The sequence below is a fragment of the Sneathiella marina genome (genome assembly GCF_023746535.1).
Lineage (GTDB): Bacteria > Pseudomonadota > Alphaproteobacteria > Sneathiellales > Sneathiellaceae > Sneathiella > Sneathiella marina.
Genome location: NZ_CP098747.1, coordinates 808881 through 830738 on the forward strand (window position 1 = coordinate 808881; position 21858 = coordinate 830738).

Below are 21858 nucleotides of genomic sequence, written 5' to 3' on the forward strand. Positions count from 1 at the left end.
ACTGCAGCATCAGCCGCCGGTAAATGCTTTCCCCAATTGTTTGACGCTTTCCTGATGAACGGACCAGTGTCGACCGCCAATCATGCCGCCATCAACCAGTAGATCGGCGGCATTTACAAATGTTGAATCATCAGAGGCTAAAAATACTGCAGCTTTCGCGATATCTTCGGGTTGTCCGGCGCGCCGAATTGGCTGGGCATTCGATAGAACCTCTCCAGCAACAGTCGCGGTATCTTCTGCAGCTTGTCCTGTTAGGCCGAGTGCTTTACCAAAAATACCGGTAGCTATTGCGCCAGGGGAAATTGAGTTTACCCGAATATTGGATTCGCCAAGTTCCATGGCGGCACTTCTGGTTAATTGCAGAACAGATGCTTTCGCTGCACTATACACCATGGATGTGGAGTAGCCGGCGAGGTGGCCGGCGATGCTGCCGTTATTGATAATGCTGCCATATCCTTGTGCTTTCATTATCGGGGTAACATGCTTTATGCCCAGTAGTACGCCGCCGAACAGCAGGGCCATGGCTTCCATTGCCTTGGGATAGTCAACCGTCTCGATGCTGCCAACCGGAGCGGGACCACCTGCATTATTAAACAGGCAGTCAATCTTGCCAAATTTCTGTGCCGTACTCGCCATCAGCGACGCCATGTCTTGCTCGATTGTTGCGTCTGCCTGAACAAAATGGACGGACTCTCCGAGTTTGTCTGCTATGGCAGCCCCTTCTTCGGCTCGCCGCCCGGTGAAGATCACTGTGGCGCCTTCTTGTGCAAAGATTTTTGTGGTGCTTAAACCAATACCGCTTGTGCCACCGGTGATGATCGCTACCTTGTTGTTTAATCGTCCCATAGTATGTTCTTCTTCTTAGCTGGAATAAAAATTAGCCCATATAGTACAGGTTGAATCCCGGTTACGAAATAAGCAAAATGAGATTAGTTTCCCAAATACAGAAATATGACTAAACTAGTGGAAAGTATATATGGGGGAGTGAGAGTACGTTGCTGTATCATAGCATTATTATCGCAGCATATGCGCTGACCGCAGGGGTCATAGCTGTTCAGGCGCCAAATTATATCAAGAATATTGATCCTACGACCGGATATTGGGCGGCCGGTATTTTCTTCCTGGCTTGCGCCCTGCTGCATGATTTTATCATGCGCCATGTGGAACGCTCCCGTTTCCAAAGAGATTTGCTGCGCATGCGGGGCGACCTGGCGGTGGCGGAAACCGGGCTTGACCGGTTTGAGAATATTCTTGGCGGTCTTGCCGGTAAAGATGGCAATATGGACAGCTTTGCCGCCGAAATGCAGATGTTGCGCAAGCTTCTAAAGCAGTTGTCCGCCGAACAGGAGCCTCCGGAAGAAGAGCCTGAAGTCATTTTGTCGGCAGAATCAGAGGTTGGTGATAGTTTCGATTTTGGCGATGAAGAAGCTCCCGCAGCGCCAGAGACGGAAAATTCTGAAGAACAAGCAGCTGCTGCTGAGGGGATGCCGAACGATGCCGAGATCCTCGAAATAGTGCGTTCAGGCTTGCAGGAAAACAAAGTTGATTTGTATTTGCAGCCGGTTGTGCGGCTGCCGCAACGCCGCACGCTCTTCTATGAAGCATTTTCACGAATTCGAGGGCCGAAAGGCGAGGTGATTACACCGGGGCAATACCTAAAGGTGGCTGAGGGTGCCGGCCTTATAGGCACCATTGATAATTTACTGCTGATCCGGTGTGTGCAGCTTATTCGACGGGTGCGCCAGCGGAATAGCGAAGTCGGGTTTTTTGTCAATGTCTCCGCAAGGACCCTTCGCGATACAGCGTTCTTTAAACAATTCATAGAGTTTCTCGACCAAAATAATGACCTAAAAGACAGTCTGATTTTGGAATTCGCGCAAGAAGAAGTAGATAAGGCCACGGAGACCGTCAAGAAAGGTCTGGAGACGCTGGCGGAAATGGGTTTCTCCTTCTCCATGGATCGTGTGCAACGTTTGGATATGGATTTTCAGCAGTTGGGCGCGGCGAATTTCCGGTACTTGAAAGTTGCAGCTGCTGATTTGCTGCCCGGTGGCGCCGGATTACCAATGAATATTCACCCTGATGATTTGAGAGAGGCATTGTTGCGGGCGGATATTGAGCTTATCGCCAGCATGATCGAGGATGAAGACACAGTCATTGGGTTACTGGATGTCGAAGTCGGATTTGGTCAAGGCTATCTTTTTGGTATCCCGCGGCCGCCTCAAGCAGAGGGCTAGCTTATAATTCACTTAAATAACTCTGCCGCTTTGTTTATAAGGCGGGACGCATTACCTTATCCGGGATACCTGTATTAAATGACTTTTACCTTTCTGTCCGGTTTGTCGGAAACCGTTGACCAGTATGACGCCTATATTCTTGATTTATGGGGAGTTGTACATAATGGACATGAACCCTATCCAGGGGCTCTTGACTGCATGGCAAATTTTCAACGTCACGGTAAGCCGACAATATTGTTATCTAATGCCCCGAGAACGAATGGGTTTGTGGTCGAGTTTTTAGAAGGAATAGGTGTTCCAAGAAGCGCCTATGACTTCATCCTAACGTCCGGTGATATGACACGGAGTGTATTGGAATTACAAGACCATGAACTGATCCGGGATGCCGGGAAGAAATTTTACCAAATTGGCGCGACGCGGGACAAGGGCCTGGACGACGGCTTGAACTATGCGCGCGTTTTTGAAATGTCGGATGCGGATTTCATCATCTGTACCGGGTTGGTAGATGACACTGTGGAAACACCGGAAAATTATCGAGCGTTACTTCTGGAGGCACTTGATCACGATTTGCCAATGCTTTGCGCAAATCCCGACCTGACGGTTATGCGCGGATTGGTCAAGCATTATTGTGCGGGTGCTATCGCCGCTCTTTATGAAGAGCTGGGCGGCCGGGTTGCTCTATTCGGAAAACCGTATGCTGAGGCATACCGCCGGGCATTACAAACATTGAATCTGCCATTGGATAGCCGAATTCTTGCGATTGGCGATAGTATGCGGACGGATATCAAAGGTGCCCGGAACGCTGGAATGGACTGTGTTCTTGTCGGCGGTGGTATTCATGCGGAGGAATGGGGGATTGCGGAAGGTGAAATGCCGTCGATGGAGCAAATCGATGAGATATCCCATCTACATGGATTCACACCGACTTACGTCATGAGCCATATGGTCTGGTAACGACCGTAAATGGCTTGAAAAATTAATCGAACAAGGCGTCGATTTCATCCTGCGCGCTGGAGGCCGGTGATTTATCTTTTTTCGGTTCCGAATTCGAAGATGTAGTGGCGTCTGGCTCTTTATCGAACATTTGATCAACGAAATTCTGGTCGACACCTTCGCCATTTAGGGCCGGCCCGTTCAGGAGGCTGGCATCGTCATCATTTTCGACTTCTTTGGGTCGGTTCGCGTGTTCGTCAGTGGCCTCATATCCCCAAGCTTTCGTAAGCTTGGTCATATATTCCTCAATATACTCCAAAGTCGAAACAACCTTGCTAATCCGCTGACCTGTAATATCCTGAAAAGAACAAGCTTCAAAAATTTCCATACAGGCATCATTGACGACATCAGGGTCCGTGACTTTCGCCGACATGATCTTTTCGGCGGCAGCCATGATCTGATTTGTCGCTGTCTCGGTCGCCTCAACGATGGCATCAAGTTCTTTACCTGCACGGGGCAGCTTGTCCTCTTGAAGGTCATTGGGGCGAATTTCAGCGATCTCCGTGCGAGCGGAGACAATAAAATTTGCTAGATCCTGACAATCTTGATGAAGCGCCGATATGGCGTCTTTCAACTGCCCGACTTCATTGTTACCCGACACTAAAAATCTCCGAGAACCGCAGAAATCTTGGTTTTAAGCGTGGCGGCATTGAAGGGTTTCACAATATAATTGTTGACCCCGGCTTTTTTGGCGGCAACGACGTTGTCCGTCTTTGATTCAGCCGTAATCATAATAAATGGCGTTTCCTTCAGACCTTCGTCTGCACGGACTTCTTTCAATAGCTGATAGCCTGTCATCGGTTCCATATTCCAGTCGGAAATGACTAGGCCATAGTTTTTCGTCCGCATTTTTGCGATTGCCGCTGAACCGTCAGCCGCTTCATCCACTGCGTTGAAACCAAGCTGCTTTAGTAGATTGCGAATGATGCGCAACATTGTTTTGTAATCATCGACGATTAAAACCGACATGTTCATATCGACAGCCATAAAATTTTCCTCTTACATTTTACCAAATGATCTTGTTTATAACTTTCCTTGCTAAGAAGATTATTCAGTGAACCTAAAAAAATGGTTAATATAGATAACAATTTTAAGAAAATTCAGCTGCAAATCCTCCCGGGCGACTATTTTTTCGGGCGGCCTTGCGAGGAGGAAGAACTTCCGTCAGTATTGCATCGCAACACAGAACTAAAACTTGATCGGGAAAATGTATGTCTGTTTTTGAAGAGCTGCACGGGTATTATTTAGAAGATTTGTCCGTTGGCATGAATGCGCTTTATGCAAAGACCATAAGTGAAGCTGATATTGTGATGTATGCAGGAGTATCTGGAGATACCAATCCTGTTCACATGAACGCTGAATTTGCGGGACAAACAATGTTCAAAGAACGTATTGCCCATGGCATGCTGTCGGCAAGCCTGCTTTCGACAATATTCGGGACAAAGCTTCCGGGGCCCGGATCAATTTATATGAACCAGTCGTTGAATTTTAAAGCGCCGGTCTGCATTGGCGATACCGTCGTTGCCAAAGCGACAATTCGCGAAATTAACGGAAAGCGCGTGTCGTTCGATTGTGAATGTAAAATCGGGGATACGGTTGTGCTGGATGGAGAGGCGACATTAATGGTATCAAGGCGTAATAAATAAAAACAAAATGAAACAGCGGGATGGTTTAGCCCATGCGAATAATACGTGACTATCAAAACGTACCTGAAGAATGCCAGGGTTTGGTATTGGCAATCGGGAATTTCGATGGTGTGCATCGAGGGCATCAGACAGTGATCGCCCAGGCACAGGATGCCGCCGATCAATTGGGAGTACCCTCCGGTGTTTTAACATTTGAACCCCATCCACGGGAGTTTTTTGCCCCTGACGCGCCGCCTTTCCGGCTTTCAACCATGGAAACAAAAGCAGCTCATTTAAATTGGCTGGGCGTTGACGTTATGGCAGCTGTCAATTTTGATCTGGCGTTTTCACAAAAAACAGCAGAAGAGTTCGTTAAAGATGTGCTGGTCGATGGATTTCGGGCGGTTCAAGTTGTTGTTGGTTATGATTTTATCTTTGGCCATAAGCGGCAGGGAACAACCGTCGTTCTTGCTGAACTCGCGAAGAAATACGGCTTTGATGTTACGGTTGTCGAGCCTGTTGGAGAAGAAACCGTGATTTTCTCTTCAACTGCCATTCGTGAGTGCCTGAAGCAGGGGAATCCCTCGCAAGCAGCTTCGCTACTCGGTCATTGGTGGGAAGTCGAAGGAGACGTAATCGAGGGCGATAAAAGAGGCCGCACAATTGGCTTTCCCACAGCCAATATTCCACTGGTCGGCTATCATCAGCCGAAGCTTGGCGTCTATGCCGTCCGGATCGGATTACACAAGGGAACCCATGTGGACTGGATCGATGGGGTTGCTAATTTTGGAAAGCGGCCAACTTTCGACAAGCAGGACGTTCTTTTGGAAGCCCATCTACTTGATTTTGACGAAGATCTTTATGGTCAAACCATTCGCGTGGCGTTTGTTGATTTTATCCGTCCGGAAATGAAGTTTGCCGGTATCGAGCAGTTGGAAGCGCAAATCGCCGAGGATGTTGAAACAGCACGGACAATGTTATCGGACGCTAAAAACCGGCAAGTAAAATATGCGGATAAAAAAGTACATAGCTGAATTTGTTATCCTGGTGTGTTTTTCAACGACCCTGATTGTATCACTGCCTGTGTCGGCGTCGCAAAGCTATGAAAATGTCGAATTTCCCAGTTTGGATGGAACGACAGAATTGAAAGGATTTCTGGCGTATCCTAAAAACAAAGGCCCTTGGCCTGCCGTGATCATGCTGCATGGTTGTGGCGGGCTTGGTTATTCCGGATCTGTTAAGTCTTCATATTCCAGTTGGGCTCGTCAATTCACGGCAGCCGGTTTGGCTGTTTTGATGGTTGATAGCGCGACCCCAAGAGGATTTCGCCATACTTGTACGCGGACAGAAAATCGCAAAATTCAATATCGAGATCGGCCAAAAGATGCTTATGGAGCCCTGGGTTTTTTGCAAGAAAATCCTAATATTCTGGCAGACCGGATTGCGCTGGTGGGGTGGTCGCAGGGCGGTGCAATTACATTGCTGACGATTGCGAAAAATAGTATCGGCCGCCCGGTACCGGCGCCTAAGTATGATTTCAGGGTTGCTGCCGCCTTTTACCCTGGTGCCTGCAATGACAAACGTCTTTCAATGCCATATACGAAAACGCCGCCGAACAAGTGGTCCACGCAAATACCTCTTCTGGTTTTGCATGGAGGAGCAGATAACTGGACGGTCCCGGGCCCGTGCAAGAAATTCATTGAAAATGCTAAGGATCGTGGTAATCCGGTCTCGATCGTAATATATCCCGGTGCCTATCATGGATTTGATGCGCCGAACCTGCCCATGACAGACTTACCTAAATATACCACGATTTGGGGCGTGATACCGAAAGTTGGAACGCATGAAGCCGCGCGATCCGACGCTCTTACACGGCTGCCCAGATTTCTAGTCAGACATTTGCAGGTGGATTGAAACATCCTTTGGCATGATTACATACCGGAAACCGCAGAAATATCGCGATGAGCCTCTATGATTTCTCGACAGCGGCTGAGGGAGTTGATAAAAGACATCTCATGTTTGAAATTTCTGTCATTCACCAGGGTAAATCGGCGCGCTGCTTTGCCAAATGTCGAATTATTGACCCGGCCTTTTATCATGAGGGCCGGGTGATACAGGTTCATGCCTGAAAATCAGGATAACTGCCATGGGAATGAGGCGCATCAATGCCTCCTTTTAACCGAAATTATAAGACACTGTTAGGATCAGTTTGCCGAAATGAGCACTGACTATAAATCAACGCTTTTCTTACCCCGTACTGACTTTCCCATGAAAGGCGGCCTGCCAGCTAAAGAACCTGGATTGCTTGAACGCTGGGAAGACATGGACCTGTTTGGTCGTCAACGTGAACAATCTAAAGACCGAGAGAAATTTATTCTTCACGATGGCCCGCCCTATGCCAACGGAAACCTGCATATCGGCCATGCCATGAACAAGATCCTGAAAGACGTGATCAGTCGCTCGCAGCAAATGATGGGGAAAAATTCCCATTATGTACCAGGCTGGGATTGTCATGGTCTGCCCATCGAATGGAAAATTGAAGAGAAATACCGCAAAGCCGGTAAGGACAAGGATGACGTTCCTGTCGTTGAATTCCGCAAAGAATGCCGTGAATTTGCCGCCCATTGGGTCGAGGTTCAAAAAGAGGAATTTAAGCGGCTTGGCGTGATTGGAGACTGGGAACGGCCCTACACGACCATGAGTTTTGACGCGGAGGCTCAAATTGTTCGCGAGCTTTTGAAATTCTCCATGAACGGTGGATTATATCGCGGATCGAAACCAGTGATGTGGTCTCCCGTTGAAAAGACCGCCCTGGCGGAAGCTGAACTTGAATATCATGACCACACGTCGACAACCATTCATGTGCGTTTCCCGGTGAAAAGCGGCCCTGATGAATTCAAGGGGTCGTCAATCGTTATCTGGACGACGACGCCTTGGACGATGCCCGGCAACCGCGCCATTTCCTATGGTCCGGACATGGACTATGTCGGGTTTGAGGTTGTCGAAACAGAAGAGGGCTCTCTTGCGGTCGTCGGCGAGAAAATGTATGTCGCTGCGGAATTGCTGGAAGATGTCAAAAAGGAAGCGGGGATTACCGCAGCCAATGTTGTCTGGGAAGGCAAGGGCAATGCCTTCAAGGATGTTCTCTGCCTGCATCCGTTTAACGGTCAAGGGTATGATTTTGACGTTCCGCTTATCAGCGGGGATCATGTGACAGTGGATGCTGGTACGGGTTTCGTGCATACGGCCCCTGGACATGGTCAGGAAGATTATGAAGTTGGCTTGATCCACGGCATCGAGATTCCCCAAACTGTTAGTGAAGACGGTACGTTTTTTGCGCATGTGCCCATGTTTGCCGGTCAGCATGTGTATAAATGCAATGAGGGTGTAGCCGATGAGCTTGAAAAAGTCGGCGCCCTATTGAAGCGGGGGAAACTTGTGCATTCCTATCCGCATTCCTGGCGGTCGAAAGCGCCGCTCATATTCCGTAACACCAGTCAGTGGTTCATTTCGATGGAAACCAATGATCTGCGGGATACAGCCTTGAAGGCGATCGATGATACAAAATGGTATCCGGCGTCGGGTAGAAACCGTATTCATGCCATGATCGCCGGGCGCCCTGACTGGGTGCTCTCACGGCAACGGGCCTGGGGAGTTCCGATCACAGTGTTCACGTCAAAGGAAACCGGTGAGCTGTTACGCGATGAAAAGGTCAATGCCCGTATCCTGGACATCATGGAAGCAGAAGGATCTGATGCCTGGTACTCGTCTCCGGCTTCTCGCTTTTTAGGCAATGACTACAATGCCGATGACTTTGAAATGGCCAGCGACATTCTGGATGTTTGGTTTGATTCAGGCTGTACTCATGCGTTTACACTCGAAAACCGACCAGAGTTGCAATGGCCCGCATCGCTCTATCTGGAGGGGACTGATCAGCATCGCGGATGGTTCCATTCATCTCTGCTGGAATCCTGCGGAACCCGGGGGCGGGCGCCTTATGATGCCGTGCTCACCCACGGCTTCGTAATGGATGGTCAGGGGCGCAAAATGTCCAAATCCCTTGGTAATGTTGTTGCTCCGCAAAAAATTATTGAACAGAATGGCGCGGATATTCTGCGCCTTTGGGTTGTTGCGTCCGACTATTCGGAAGATATGCGGATCGGCAACGAAATCGTCAAGGGTCAGGTGGACAGCTATCGCAGACTTCGTAATACCTTGCGGTTTATTCTGGGCAACCTGGATGATTGGGACGAAAGCGAAAAAATTGATCTCGCTGACATGCCGGAGTTGGAGCAGTGGGTTTTCCATCGCCTCTCTGAACTAGACGAGATGATTCGTCACAACTGCAACAATTATGAATTCAGCAAGCTGTTCTCCGCGATCCATAATTTTTGCACGCTTGAGCTTTCGGCCTTCTACTTCGACATCCGGAAAGATGTTTTATATTGTGACGGTCAAAATGATTTGCGCCGTCGCGCCGCGCGAACTGTCCTGGATCAGTTGTTTCATTGCCTGACCGCCTGGTTGGCGCCGATGCTGGTGTTCACTGCTGAAGAAACCTGGCTCACCCGCTTCCCCGGCGAAGACAGCAGTGTACATCTTCGGCAATTCCCAACGATCCCGGCAGAGTGGCGTAATGACGGGCTTAATGAAAAATGGTCAAAAATCCGCTCGTTTCGGCGCGTCGTTACCGGTGCCCTGGAAATTGAACGGCGGGAAAAACGAATTGGCTCCAGCTTGCAAGCGGCGCCGACTGTTTATGTAACACCGGATTTTGGACCGGTTCTTGAGGGACTGGATCTCGCTGATATTTGCATTACATCCGGCGTCGATCTGCAAATCGCAACAGCGCCCGAAGATGCCTTCACTTTGGAAGAGGTGCCGGGTGTCGCAGTTACACCGGTTTTGGCGGAAGGCGAGAAATGCGGACGGTGCTGGAAAACACTTGCGGAGGTCGGGATTCATAAAACCCATAGCGATTTATGTCTACGATGTGCAGACGTCGTTTCCACCCTAGATTTTCCGGTAGAGGCTTAATCTCCATGTTCCGTTTGGGGCTTCTGATTGCAGCATGCATCATCATTGTCGATCAGGTGAGTAAAACTTACCTGGTTGGCCTGATGGAACAGTATCCGGCGGGTATTGAGGTAACCTCTTTTTTTAATCTGGTTATGGTTTGGAACCGGGGTGTTAGTTTTGGCATGTTTGCTGGCGGGGATACCACACGCTGGATATTGATCGGGATTTCCGTGGTGATTTCCATTGTCATTCTTGTTTGGCTTAAAAAAGCCACAAACAAGCCGCTAACTATCGGCCTTGGATTGGTTCTGGGTGGAGCCATCGGAAATATCATTGATCGACTTCATTATGGCGCGGTTGCCGACTTCTTTGATTTTGATCTTATTTTCATGCGTTGGCCTGCCTTCAATGTTGCGGATATGGCCATAGTTTGCGGGGTCATATTGCTGTTGCTTGAAAACTTGTTTCAGGGCAAAAAATCCGGTAAAATCGACGGATGAGTAAGGGAAACTAAGTAATGATGCTGTCAGGTCGCCTATGTGGACTTGTTATCTTGGGAGCGATGGCGCTCACGGGCTGCGAGGGTACGAAGCAAGCTCTAGGTATCGGCGGGAAGCAAGGCCCCGACGAATTTACGGTTATTACTAAGGCTCCGCTTATTATCCCTCCTGATTTTTCATTGCGTCCACCGGCACCTGGATCCAAGGGTCCGCAAGATCAGCTTACTGATAATGCAGCGAAAACAGCGCTTCTGGGAACGCAGGTCAATACAGGCTCTGTGACACCGGCGGAAGCCCAGGCAGCCGGCGTCTCCGCGGGTGAGCTTGCTTTGTTGCGCGAAGCCGGAGCGGAAAATGCTGATCCGGGCATTCGAAGAATTGTCGATGATGAGACAATTATCCTCACTGAAGAAGACGAAACATTCATGGAAAAGGTGATGTTCTGGCAGGACCAGCCTCCCTTTGGAACTGTGGTCGATCCCAGTAAAGAGAAAAAACGGTTGCAGGAAAATGCAGCATTGGGTGAAACGCCGGCCGATGGCCCGGCAACACCGACGATCGAACGTCGGAAGCGCGCTCTTCTTGAAGGTCTCTTCAATTAATCCACTGAAATTCTGATCAATTTCTTTTGATATGGTAGTCGGCTCTTGTTTTTTATCCGGTCACTTCACAGATATATGTGCATAATTGCCTTGTAATTTTTCCGGTAGCATCTTTAATCATGGATATCGGGTAAGTGTTTGGAGGGTGTCCATGGGACTGCGACCGAGACTAATTGTGATGTCGATTCTGGTATCTGTCATGACCTTGAGTGGCCTGCAACAGGCCATAGGTGAGAACAAAATACCAAAGTTATTTGATCCGAAAACGACGGTTTTGGACAATGGACTGGAAATTGTTGTCATAGAAGACCACCGGGCTCCCGTTGTGACCCATATGGTGTGGTACAAAGCGGGTGCTGCCGATGAGCCGCCGCTTAAGTCCGGTATAGCACATTTCCTGGAGCATCTCATGTTCAAGGGAACCGAGAAACTGAAACCTGGCGAATTTTCTGAGATCGTCGCGAAAAACGGCGGACAGGAAAATGCTTTTACATCTCAGGATTATACAGCCTACTACCAGAATGTGAGTGTCGATAAGCTGCCATTGTTTATGGAAATGGAAGCGGACCGTATGGCCAATCTGGTGTTGAATGACGAAGCAGTCGGGCCGGAATTGAAGGTCGTTCTTGAAGAACGTTCACAGCGTACCGACAATAACCCGGGCGGTTTATTCGGCGAGCAGTTTCAGGCAGCCCAATATCTTGCTCATCCATATGGAACTCCGATCGTTGGATGGCGTCAGGAACTTGAAAAATTAAGCACACAGGATGCCATCGATTGGTACAAAAAATACTATGCCCCCAATAATGCAATTCTGATTGTTGCCGGTGATGTCAAAGCCGAGGAAGTGTTCGAGCTCGCTCGTGAACATTATGGACCAGTTGCTGCCGTCGATCTTCCCGAAAGGAAACGGGTACAGGAGCCACCACAGTTGGCCAAGCGTGTAATCGAAATGAAAGACAAGCGTGTCCGACAGCCATCCTGGCGACAAAGCTATTTGATGCCGCTTGATCAGAAAGCCGATGAGAAGAATAACCGTGCGCTGGAAGTCCTGAGCGAGATTTTGGGCGGGGGCACGACCAGTCGCCTCTATCGGGGGTTGGTTGTTACCGATAAAATTGCTGCCGGGGCCGGAGCGTATTTCAACTCTGGTAATATCGATAATTCCACTTTTGTTTTTTATGGCAGCCCCTCAACCGGTCATACGCTGGATGAAATTGAAGCAGCGGTGCAGGACATCATTGAAGACATTCAAACCAATGGTGTGACGGATGTCGAGCTCGATCGTGCCAAGCGGAATCTGATGGCAGAAGCTATTTATGCACGGGACAGTGTGCGCGGCGCAGCCAATATTTTTGGCGCCTCATTGGCAAATGGCGAGACAATCGACGATATCGTCAACTGGCCGCAGCATATTTCTGAAGTGACCGCCGAGGATGTTAAAAAAGCCGCAAATCAAATGTTTGACGAACGACGCTCGGTTGTCGGCAGACTGCTCCCAGACACAGACGAGAGTTAAGGAAAAGCCATGAAAAAGCAACGGTTCCTCATCGCGGTTTTTGTCAGCTTGATTTTCTTTGGGACGGCTCAAGTCTCGGCCATCGCCGCTGAAATTCGGGAAATAGTAACTCCGGGCGGCATAAAGGCGTGGCTTGTGGAAGAACGTTCCATTCCAATTGTAAGCATGAAAGTCGCCTGGCTGGGCGGTGCGAGCTTGGATCCCGCGGATAGGGCTGGAATAGCCCATTTGGCCTCTGCGACCATGGATGAAGGGGCCGGTGACCTGGATAGTATCAGTTTTCAGGAAAGGCTGTCTGATCTAGCCATAAAACTCAATTTTGATGCGGGAAAAGATACTTTTTCAGGAAATCTGAAAACGCTTAGTGAAAATACTGATGAAGCCTTCCGCCTGTTCGGTTTGGCGATCACAGAGCCGCGGTTCGATGACGAGCCTGTTGAAAGAATACGAGCCCAGATTTTGACTTCCCTCAACCGCAAACTATCGGACCCAAACAGCCTCGCTGGACGAGCCTGGTTTGATATCGCCTTTAAAGGCCATCCCTATAGCCAACCGTCTGAAGGGACGATTGATACCATGTCGGCGGTTACCAAAGCTGATTTGATTGAGTTTGCGAAAACCCGGTTGGCCAAGGACAATATGGTCATTAGTGTCGTTGGTGATATCGGCGAAGATGAACTTATGTTGCTTCTGGATAAAACTTTTGGCGGGCTGCCGGAAAAGGCAATGGCGTCAAAAATTCCCGAAACGTCTCCAATAGCAGAAGCTACGGTCAAGATTATCGACCAGGATATCCCGCAAAGCATCGTGATTTTTGGTGGGCAGGGTATCAAGCGGGACGATCCGGATTATTACGCAGCCTATGTTCTGAATTATATTTTAGGTGGAAGCGGGTTTGAATCTCGTCTCACCGATGAAATTCGTGAAAAACGCGGTCTGGTGTATTCCGTTTACAGCTATCTTTATCCACTGGAATCGGCGGCTTTGCAAATGGGCGGCTTTGGCACCAGTAATGCCTCGGTGAAAGAAGCTCTAGAACTGGTCAGCGAGCAGGTTGCGGAAATTCGGACAGAAGGCGTAACGGCCGACGAGCTTGCGGGCGCAAAGACCTATCTCAATGGATCCTTCCCGCTTAGCTTGTCCTCGAACGCGAGCATTGCCAGTATCATGGTTGCCATGCAGTTGAACGAGCTCCCAACCGAATATCTGCAGCAAAGGGCTGATCTAATCAACGCCGTGACACTGGATGACGTGAAGCGGGTGTCGCAAAGACTTCTCGATCCAGAAAAGATGATTGTCGTCGTTGTCGGGAAGCCGGTTGATCTTGAAGCCAAAGGGGCGGGTATCATGAGTCAATAGTTTTTCCGTAGGCCCAATTCTATGTAGTTCTAGGACAACCGACAGAAATTTGCTAGTAACGGAGAGTGATAACCCGCAAGGTAAAAAATGACACTCCGACGCCTTCCAGATAATATCGTCAACCAGATCGCGGCCGGTGAAGTGGTTGAGCGACCTGCCTCTGCTGTCAAGGAACTGGTGGAGAACGCTATCGATGCCGGAGCCACGAAAATTGATGTGGTAATGCGCGAAGGCGGCCGTACATTGATAACGGTGACGGATAATGGCAAGGGCATGAGTGCGGCAGAGCTGGAGCTATGTTTTGAGCGCCACGCCACATCAAAACTACCCGATGATGATCTTGTCTATATCCAGAATCTGGGGTTTCGTGGCGAGGCCATTCCCTCCATTGCCTCCGTCAGTCGCATGACCATCACTAGCCGCAATGCCAAAGACGAAAACGCCTGGACGCTGTCCGTTGACGGCGGCCGAGCGGGAGCGCAGGAACCGGTTGGTGCCCCGCAAGGGACACGGGTTGAAGTGCGCGATATCTTTTTTGCAACGCCGGCCCGGTTGAAGTTTTTGAAAACGATCCGGTCTGAGTTTGGCGCCGCCCTGGATGTGATTCGCCGCTTGGCCATGGCTTATCCAGCGATTGCTTTTACTCTCTCTGATGAAAAGCGGGTCGCTCTTCGTGTAAATGCGGCGCAAGGCGATTTATTTGAAGCCTGGCTTGATCGCCTCGGTGCCATAATGGGCCGGGAGTTTTCTGATAATTCAATCCGAATTAATGCAGATCGTGACGGGGTTAAACTGTCAGGTTATGCAGGTGTGCCGACGTTCAACCGAGGCAATGCCACCAAGCAGTTTATGTTCGTCAATGGCCGCCCGGTGCGTGACAAGCTGTTCACCGGGGCGGTTCGCGGGGCTTATATGGATTTACTGGCTCGTGATCGTCATCCGCTGCTGGCGTTGTTTTTGGAAGTACCGGCAGATCAGGTGGACGTGAACGTTCACCCAGCCAAAGCTGAAGTGCGGTTTCGCGACGCGGGCGGCGTCCGTGGCCTGATCGTCGGCGGATTGCGACATGCTCTGGCTGAGCAGGGGCATCGTGCCTCTTCGACAATTTCGGGCCAGGCACTAGGTGCCTTTCAGGCCCAGCCCATGCCGCTTCCCTTTCAATCCGGCCGACAAAATACCAATCACGGCCAGTGGCGCAATGATGCCGTCGGTGCTATGAGCCAAACATTGTCAGATCATGGCAATGCTTATCAGGCACCGTTGTCGCCGCCGGGACAGCCGCAGGCACCTGGCAGTCAATTATCGCCTGTACAGCAAGCGCAAGCACAGGAATTGCAAGCCTACCCGTTGGGGGCCGCCCGCAGTCAGTTACATGAGACTTATATCGTCTCGCAAACATCCAACGGCCTCATTCTTGTAGACCAGCACGCCGCCCATGAGCGGCTGGTTATGGAACGCATGAAGAAGCAGCTGGCGGAAAAGGAAGTAGCCCGGCAAATCCTGCTGCTGCCGGAAGTCGTTGAGCTTGATGAAGTGGCTGCCAATCGCATCGCCGAACGGGCTGAAGAATTGTCGGAAATGGGGCTCGTACTGGAGCCTTTCGGGGTTGGTGCCATTGTTGTCCGTGAAACGCCCGCCATGCTGGGTGAGTGCAATGTTAAAGGTCTGGTACAGGATCTAGCAGATGACCTTGGGGAGCTCGATACTGCTCTGGCCCTGAAGGACCGGCTGGATGATGTCTGTGCGACCATGGCCTGTCATGGATCGGTGCGGGCAGGGCGACGTCTTAATGTTGATGAAATGAATGCCCTTTTGCGCGAAATGGAGATCACCCCCCATAGTGGTCAATGCAATCATGGTCGACCGACATATGTGGAACTGCAATTGAGTGACATTGAAAAATTATTCGGCCGCCGCTAAAACGATTCAGGCGCCAGTCTTCAGAAAGCATGTTTAATGTCTCGCACAGCTTCCCAAGTTTTTGATGTCGTCATCATCGGCGCCGGTGCCGCTGGAATGATGTGTGGTATCGAGGCGGGTCGTCGCGGACGCCGGGTATTAATCCTAGAAAAAGCGCGAAAGACAGGTCAAAAGATTCTGATCTCGGGCGGCGGCCGTTGTAATTTCACCAATATGTTTGCGGCTCCTGACAGGTTTCTTTCACAGAACCGGCATTTTTGTAAATCCGCCTTGCGGCAATTTACCCAAACTGACTTTATCCGCATGGTCGAAGCCCATAGCATTGCCTATCACGAGAAAAAACTGGGACAGCTTTTTTGCGACGGGAGTGCATCCCAGATTACAGAGATGCTGGAAACAGCCTGCGAAGATGTAAATGTTGCAATTTGGTGTGATGCTGGTGCCGACAAGGTGAAAAAAAAGGGGGAATTGTTCGAGATATCTGTTGGTAATCAGGTGATCACAACCCGAAGCGTGGTCATCGCTAGTGGCGGGCTTTCAATTCCAAAAATGGGCGCCAATGATTTTGCTTATCGGGTGGCGGCTGCTTTTGATCTGGAACTGGCGACACCACGTCCTGGATTGGTGCCCTTGACGTTTGAAATGAAAGATATGAAACGGTTCGCGGACCTTGCGGGGGTTTCCGCTGATGTGGATATTCGTTGCAATAAAACTCATTTCCGTGAGAATCTGCTCTTTACTCATCGTGGCTTGAGCGGTCCGGCAATCCTCCAGATCTCTTCTTTCTGGCAGCTCGGCCAATCCATCTTTATCGACTTTTTGCCCGATCTTGACCTGGAAAGCCATTTGAAGGAATTACGACGGCGGCAGCCAAAAGCACAAATCGTTAAAATACTGTCCGAATATTTGGCGAGCCGGTTGATCCCGAAACTTTTAGGAACGCTGGTTTCCGTACCCGAAATGGGAAATTGTTCCGACCAGGTCATCGGGAAAATTGCTGCCTCCCTCAAACAAGTCGAGATCACGCCCAATGGATCAGAGGGATACCGGAAGGCGGAAGTCACGGTTGGCGGCGTCAGTACAAACGAGCTCAGTTCCAAAACCATGGAAGCGAAGAAGGCGCCAGGTCTGTATTTTATCGGCGAAGCTGTCGATGTGACCGGTTTTCTAGGGGGTTATAATTTTCAATGGGCTTGGTCGTCGGGTTATGTCGCCGGTCAATATGCGTAAGCCGGTGGATAAGGAAGGTTGGCTAGATCTAGCCTCGGGATTAACGATAGAGTCTGGTGAACTGTGCCGGCCAGTTGCATTTCCAAAGGCTGACAAGGACCGTTGTGCAAGCCAACTTCACGAGGCGGGATATTTTCAAATGTCCCCGGTTTTAACGGAAGCGGAGCTGGCGCCAGTCCGAGACACCCTTATGCGCTTCCGCGCACAGAATATTCCACCTGTCTATATTTACCTTTATGATCAGCCCTGGCATCTATTCCATCGGTTGACAGAATTAATCGGGCATTTTCTGGGAGAAAAATACGCGATCCTCCCCAACCTCTGGGCCTGGCATCTGGCAACACCTGGCGACACGGGCTGGCCGCCTCATCGAGATTGCGATGCCGATACGGTACTTGATATTGGAGGAGACAGAATTCTAATGAGCCTCTCCCTCTGGGTTCCCCTGACCGATGCAACTCCTGAAAATGGAGGAATGTATGTGCTCCCGCGGACCACACAACCGGGGCCGGAGGGACTGGATTTGAAACAGGGTGTCGCTTTACCCGCACGGGCGGGTTCGGTGCTTGGCTGGACGCAGGATATATATCATTGGGGCGGAGCTTACACATCCGAAGCCTCAGGTCCCAGATTGAGTTTGTCCCTAGAGTTTCAAAACCGCGTTTTTGAACCCTTAATCGAGCCGCTGCTGGATTTCTCGAAATTACCCTCCTTCGATCAAAGACTTGCCTTGGTCGACGCACAATTTGAAAAATACCGTCACATTGATCGCTAAGTAAGCTTCAAAAATATCAGCCGCGCAGCACCATATTTTCGGTCCTTTAGAACCGAGAATTCATCCGGTGGTGTATATTTTTCTTTTGCCGCCAACTCGATCGCCAGAACGGCACCATCCTGAAGCCAGTTATTCGTCAATAAAGAGCGGACACAGGGGCCGGCGAGGTTCTGGTTATAAGGAGGATCCATAAGGACCAAGTCATATGGCGTACCCGGCTGTCCCGGATCGGTGCCATCGCGCTGAAGGATATCGGCGGAGCGTCCCACATTAAAATGCCGAACATTCTCACGGAGAAGCTTTTGGCTGTCCGGATGATTATCCACAAAGGTGACATGGCTTGCCCCGCGGGAGAGGGCTTCCAGCCCCAATGCACCCGTGCCGGCAAATATATCGAGAACCCGGACGCCGAGGGGAAGTGGCCCGCTGTCCGTCCGGCAATTCGAGTCATGGCCAAGGATGTTAAATAGGGCTTCCCGGGTTCTATCTGACGTTGGGCGAATTCTCTGGTCTGTGGGCAGGATAAGCTTCTTGCCGCGAAATTCACCACCAACGATGCGCATTATCTCACTCTTTTAGAGGTTGACCGTGCTTTCAAGGTTCGTCGTTTCTGATGATTCATTTTTGGAACATCTGTTTTCGCCGGTTTTTTTGCATTATTGCCGCGCTTGCCGCGTGGCAGCCGCTGTCCAGGTTTAAGTGGCTCTTCGGCCTCTTCGAATTTCTCCACACCCATCTGGTCCCGGAGAATTTTTGATTTCACCTCTTCGACACCTTCCGCCTTGAGGTCACCGAGGACAAGTGGGCCGTAGGAAATGCGGATCAGGCGGGAGACCGTATAGCCGAGATATTCCATGACTTTTCGAATTTCCCGGTTTTTGCCCTCACGCAGTGAAATGGTCATCCAGGAATTGGCGCCTTTTGTGCTGTCAACTATTGCGTCGATGGCGTCATATCGGACGCCTTCGATGGTCAGTCCCTTGCCAAGCTTTGCGATATCTGAATCGCGCGGGTGACCATGGACACGTACGCGGTATTTTCGCTTCCAGCCCGTCGCTGGAAGCTCCAATTTACGGGCGAGCTCGCCATCATTGGTGAGCAGCAGCAACCCCTCTGAGTTGAGATCCAACCGGCCGATGGAAATAACGCGTGGCAGATCGTCTGGCAGCTTGTCAAAAACCGTATCCCGGCCTTTCTCGTCACTATGGCTTGTGACAAGTCCCGGAGGTTTGTGATACCGCCAAAGTCTTGGGCGTTCTGTCTTGGGGATATCCTTGCCATCCACGGTAATATGGTCGCGCTCAGATACAGTGAAGGCTGCCGTGTCCAGCTTCTTACCATTAACGGTAACACGCCCGTCTTCAATCCAGCGTTCAGCTTCCCGGCGAGAGCATAATCCCGCCCGCGCCATGCGCTTGGCGATCCGCTCTTTCTTAATTTCTGGTTCGGTCATTTGTCGGTTTCACATGCGGCGATAAAGGCGTCTAGTATCTGTTTGTCGCCATTTGAAATAAGATACTCCGGATGCCATTGGACACCGAGGCAGAACTTATACCGATTATCTTCAATACCTTCAATCACGCCATCAGGGGCAACCGCATTTACAGTAATATTATCGCTGACATCTTTGGCTGCCTGATGGTGGGCGCTGTTAACATCCAGGGTTTCTGTTCCGACAATGCGATGCAGCAATGTGCCCGGGACGACGGCTACGTCATGTCCCGCTTCGGTGCGCGGATTGGGCTGCTCATGGGCGAGTGCGTCATTGACTTCGTCCGGTATGTGCTGGATGAGGGTTCCACCCAGAATAACATGCAGGAGCTGCTGTCCCCCACAAATACCGAGGACTGGCTTGTCGGCGCTTAGCATAGCTTGTGCCATATTCTTCTCGAACTCAGTCCGCCGGTCCTTGGTGACAACGGTATCATGTCGGGTGGTTGCGCCGAACATGCTTGGATCAACATCAAAGGCGCCACCGGTTACCACCAAGCCATCCAGTTTTTCCAGATAAGCATCAACCTGCTCTGGCTCATGAGGCAGGGCGAGCGGCAATCCACCACTGGCGGTGATAACATCCGCGTAATTTTGCCGGAGGGCATACCACGGCATATTCGAATAGCCACCCGGATCTTCCGAATCAAGGGTGATGCCAATAAGAGGAATAGTCATGCTTCCTTTTAGTCCTCCTGTCTTAACAACTCAATAATCCAGTTGATCTGGATGAAAATTTATTTTCAAGTGCTTCTGTTCAGCCTTGACGGTTGGCCTCCATCTTGCGAGGTTGCGTTCATGGATTACGAACTTGTCGATTATATGGAAATGGCGCTGAATTCTGCGGAATTGGCTGCAAATCGAAATGAGGTGCCGGTCGGGGCGGTGATTGTGGACACCAATTCAGGCCGCGTTGTTGCCAATAGCGGCAATCAGATGATTGGACGCCATGATCCAACAGCCCATGCTGAAATGCTTGCAATCCGGGCGGCGGGGAATATGGTCGGCAGTGAGAGACTGGTGAATTGCGATATTTATGTTTCGTTGGAACCCTGCCCAATGTGTGCAGCAGCAATTTCGCTTGCACGTATTCGCCGATTATATTTTGGCGCTTATGATCCAAAAGGAGGTGGGGTAGAATACGGCGCGCGTATCTTTGACCAACCTTCCTGCCGCCACAAACCGGAGGTATATGGGGGCATAGAGGAATCAAAATCAGCGGCGCTTTTGAAAAATTTTTTTCAAGCGCGGCGTTAGTTTCCTGGCACCTGAGAATCTAAGACAAAACAAACCAAAAAAAACAACAAAGGAATTCAGAATGATCTTCGAATATTCAGATAAAGTGAAAGAACTGCAGGAACGCGTCCAGTCCTTTATGGACGAACATGTGTATCCGAATGAGCATGTTTTCAAGGAACAGGTAGATCAAGGCGATCGGTGGGAACCCACACAGATCATTGAGGATCTGAAGATAAAGGCGAAGGATGCGGGTCTTTGGAATCTGTTTCTGCCGGAAAGTGATCGGGGTGCCGGATTGACTAATCTGGAATATGCGCCGCTATGTGAAATCATGGGCAGGGTAACTTTTGCTCCCGAGGTATTCAACTGCTCCGCGCCAGACACGGGTAATATGGAGGTCTTTGAGCGCTACGCCAATGAAGACCTTAAAGAGCGATGGTTGAAACCGTTGCTGAACGGCGAAATTCGCTCAGCCTTCGCCATGACAGAACCAGCTGTCGCATCCTCCGACGCGACCAATATTGAATCAGATATTACCCGCGACGGTGACGAATATGTCATTAACGGGACAAAATGGTGGACATCCGGCGCTTGTGACCCACGCTGTAAAGTTCTCATTTTTATGGGTAAGACTGACAAGAATGCGTCGCTCTATACCCAACAATCCATGATCGTTGTGCCCATGGATACACCAGGTATTGATGTTAAGCGATTTCTGCCAGTGTTCGGATATGATGATGCGCCCCATGGGCATGCGGAAGTCGATTTTAAAGATGTACGGGTTCCAGCAGATCATATTCTGCTCGGCGAAGGACGGGGATTTGAAATCGCACAAGGTCGCCTTGGCCCTGGCCGCATCCATCACTGCATGCGGCAGATTGGTGTCGCCGAACGGGCATTGGAAAAAATGTGTATCCGGGTGAAATCAAGGGTTGCCTTTGGCAAGCCTGTTGCAGAACAAACCGTCACACTTGAGCGAATTGCGGAATCCCGTGCCATGATTGAGCAGGCCCGTTTGCTTACACTGAAAGCGGCTTACATGATGGACACAGTCGGCAATAAAGCGGCCAAGGCGGAAATTGCCATGATCAAGGTCGTGGCCCCGAATATTACCGGTAAAATTGTCGATTGGGCGATACAGGCGCATGGCGGCGGCGGCGTGAGTGAGGACTTCGGTCTCGCCGAAGCCTATGCCCATTCTCGGACATTACGCCTGGCAGATGGACCTGATGAAGTGCATCGCAATCAGATTGGCCGGTTGGAGCTGAAAAAATACGATTGAGCAGAATTTATCAGAAATTTATCATATAAAATCAAGGAGAAAGCTTCCAGTATAAAGGAAGCTTTCT

22 protein-coding genes are annotated in these 21858 nt (G+C 50.2%); 16 read left to right on the plus strand and 6 right to left on the minus strand.

Features of this window, described 5'->3' with window-relative positions; translation table 11 throughout:
* Positions 1-9: 9 nt before the first annotated feature.
* Positions 10-846: an SDR family NAD(P)-dependent oxidoreductase gene (locus tag NBZ79_RS03910; protein ID WP_251935711.1), complete on the minus strand. Its 837-nt coding sequence runs from the start codon at positions 844-846 to the stop codon at positions 10-12.
* Between the two features lie 149 nt (positions 847-995).
* Here NBZ79_RS03910 and NBZ79_RS03915 point away from each other — a divergent pair, with 149 nt between their 5' ends.
* Positions 996-2237, plus strand: a complete 1242-nt coding sequence (locus tag NBZ79_RS03915; RefSeq protein WP_251935712.1) for an EAL domain-containing protein — start codon at positions 996-998, stop codon at positions 2235-2237.
* A 78-nt stretch (positions 2238-2315) separates the two neighbouring features.
* Positions 2316-3191: a TIGR01459 family HAD-type hydrolase gene (locus tag NBZ79_RS03920; RefSeq protein ID WP_251935713.1), complete on the plus strand. Its 876-nt coding sequence runs from the start codon at positions 2316-2318 to the stop codon at positions 3189-3191.
* A 22-nt stretch (positions 3192-3213) separates the two neighbouring features.
* Here the strand turns inward: NBZ79_RS03920 and NBZ79_RS03925 are convergent, their stop codons facing one another.
* Positions 3214-3831 carry a protein phosphatase CheZ gene (locus tag NBZ79_RS03925; protein WP_251935714.1) on the minus strand — a complete coding sequence of 206 codons (618 nt, stop codon included), beginning with the start codon at positions 3829-3831 and terminating at the stop codon, positions 3214-3216.
* Positions 3831-4217 (minus strand): response regulator, encoded by a 387-nt coding sequence (locus NBZ79_RS03930; RefSeq protein ID WP_251935715.1) that lies wholly within the window; start codon positions 4215-4217, stop codon positions 3831-3833. The genes NBZ79_RS03925 and NBZ79_RS03930 overlap by 1 nt, the downstream gene beginning before the upstream one ends.
* A 224-nt stretch (positions 4218-4441) precedes the next feature.
* Here NBZ79_RS03930 and NBZ79_RS03935 point away from each other — a divergent pair, with 224 nt between their 5' ends.
* The 12 genes from NBZ79_RS03935 to NBZ79_RS03990 all read left to right on the plus strand — a co-directional run bounded on the left by NBZ79_RS03935 (position 4442) and on the right by NBZ79_RS03990 (position 17779).
* Positions 4442-4876: a MaoC family dehydratase gene (locus tag NBZ79_RS03935; protein ID WP_251935716.1), complete on the plus strand. Its 435-nt coding sequence runs from the start codon at positions 4442-4444 to the stop codon at positions 4874-4876.
* A 32-nt stretch (positions 4877-4908) separates the two neighbouring features.
* Entirely contained in the window at positions 4909-5889 is a 981-nt protein-coding gene (locus NBZ79_RS03940; protein WP_251935717.1) for a bifunctional riboflavin kinase/FAD synthetase, read from the plus strand.
* Positions 5864-6769: a dienelactone hydrolase family protein gene (locus tag NBZ79_RS03945; protein WP_251935718.1), complete on the plus strand. Its 906-nt coding sequence runs from the start codon at positions 5864-5866 to the stop codon at positions 6767-6769. The genes NBZ79_RS03940 and NBZ79_RS03945 overlap by 26 nt, the downstream gene beginning before the upstream one ends.
* A 47-nt stretch (positions 6770-6816) precedes the next feature.
* The gene (locus tag NBZ79_RS03950) at positions 6817-6984 is read left to right on the plus strand and encodes a hypothetical protein (protein WP_251935719.1); all 168 of its coding nucleotides are present in this window, start codon (positions 6817-6819) and stop codon (positions 6982-6984) included.
* Between the two features lie 88 nt (positions 6985-7072).
* Complete coding sequence (gene ileS / locus NBZ79_RS03955; protein WP_251935721.1) at positions 7073-9892, plus strand: isoleucine--tRNA ligase; 2820 nt, start codon at positions 7073-7075, stop codon at positions 9890-9892.
* A 5-nt stretch (positions 9893-9897) separates the two neighbouring features.
* Positions 9898-10374: a signal peptidase II gene (gene lspA / locus NBZ79_RS03960; protein WP_251935722.1), complete on the plus strand. Its 477-nt coding sequence runs from the start codon at positions 9898-9900 to the stop codon at positions 10372-10374.
* Positions 10375-10391: 17 nt separating this feature from the next.
* Entirely contained in the window at positions 10392-10976 is a 585-nt protein-coding gene (locus tag NBZ79_RS03965; protein ID WP_251935723.1) for a DUF3035 domain-containing protein, read from the plus strand.
* A gap of 151 nt (positions 10977-11127) precedes the next feature.
* Complete coding sequence (locus NBZ79_RS03970) at positions 11128-12495, plus strand: M16 family metallopeptidase (RefSeq protein ID WP_251935724.1); 1368 nt, start codon at positions 11128-11130, stop codon at positions 12493-12495.
* A 9-nt stretch (positions 12496-12504) separates the two neighbouring features.
* On the plus strand, positions 12505-13854 hold the full coding sequence (locus NBZ79_RS03975; RefSeq protein WP_251935725.1) for a M16 family metallopeptidase: 1350 nt from the start codon (positions 12505-12507) through the stop codon (positions 13852-13854).
* An 87-nt stretch (positions 13855-13941) separates the two neighbouring features.
* Positions 13942-15774 carry a DNA mismatch repair endonuclease MutL gene (gene mutL / locus NBZ79_RS03980; RefSeq protein WP_251935726.1) on the plus strand — a complete coding sequence of 611 codons (1833 nt, stop codon included), beginning with the start codon at positions 13942-13944 and terminating at the stop codon, positions 15772-15774.
* Between the two features lie 36 nt (positions 15775-15810).
* Entirely contained in the window at positions 15811-17004 is a 1194-nt protein-coding gene (locus tag NBZ79_RS03985) for a BaiN/RdsA family NAD(P)/FAD-dependent oxidoreductase (protein ID WP_251935727.1), read from the plus strand.
* A gap of 139 nt (positions 17005-17143) precedes the next feature.
* Positions 17144-17779, plus strand: coding sequence for a phytanoyl-CoA dioxygenase family protein (locus tag NBZ79_RS03990; protein WP_251935728.1), 636 nt, complete (start codon positions 17144-17146; stop codon positions 17777-17779).
* Here the strand turns inward: NBZ79_RS03990 and rsmD are convergent.
* From rsmD to NBZ79_RS04005, 3 genes are read right to left on the minus strand one after another with little or no spacing between them, the layout of a single operon-like run.
* A complete protein-coding gene (rsmD, locus tag NBZ79_RS03995) occupies positions 17776-18342 on the minus strand; it encodes a 16S rRNA (guanine(966)-N(2))-methyltransferase RsmD (protein WP_251935729.1) in 567 nt (188 codons plus the stop codon). The two genes, NBZ79_RS03990 and rsmD, sit on opposite strands and share 4 nt — an antisense overlap.
* Positions 18342-19232: a pseudouridine synthase gene (locus NBZ79_RS04000; RefSeq protein ID WP_251935730.1), complete on the minus strand. Its 891-nt coding sequence runs from the start codon at positions 19230-19232 to the stop codon at positions 18342-18344. The genes rsmD and NBZ79_RS04000 overlap by 1 nt, the downstream gene beginning before the upstream one ends.
* Positions 19229-19948: a gamma-glutamyl-gamma-aminobutyrate hydrolase family protein gene (locus tag NBZ79_RS04005; protein ID WP_251935731.1), complete on the minus strand. Its 720-nt coding sequence runs from the start codon at positions 19946-19948 to the stop codon at positions 19229-19231. The genes NBZ79_RS04000 and NBZ79_RS04005 overlap by 4 nt, the downstream gene beginning before the upstream one ends.
* A 120-nt stretch (positions 19949-20068) precedes the next feature.
* Here NBZ79_RS04005 and NBZ79_RS04010 point away from each other — a divergent pair, with 120 nt between their 5' ends.
* Together NBZ79_RS04010 and NBZ79_RS04015 are read left to right on the plus strand one after the other, a co-directional pair.
* Positions 20069-20527, plus strand: a complete 459-nt coding sequence (locus tag NBZ79_RS04010) for a nucleoside deaminase (protein WP_251935732.1) — start codon at positions 20069-20071, stop codon at positions 20525-20527.
* Positions 20528-20588: 61 nt separating this feature from the next.
* The gene (locus tag NBZ79_RS04015) at positions 20589-21791 is read left to right on the plus strand and encodes an acyl-CoA dehydrogenase family protein (protein WP_251935733.1); all 1203 of its coding nucleotides are present in this window, start codon (positions 20589-20591) and stop codon (positions 21789-21791) included.
* Positions 21792-21858: the final 67 nt, after the last annotated feature.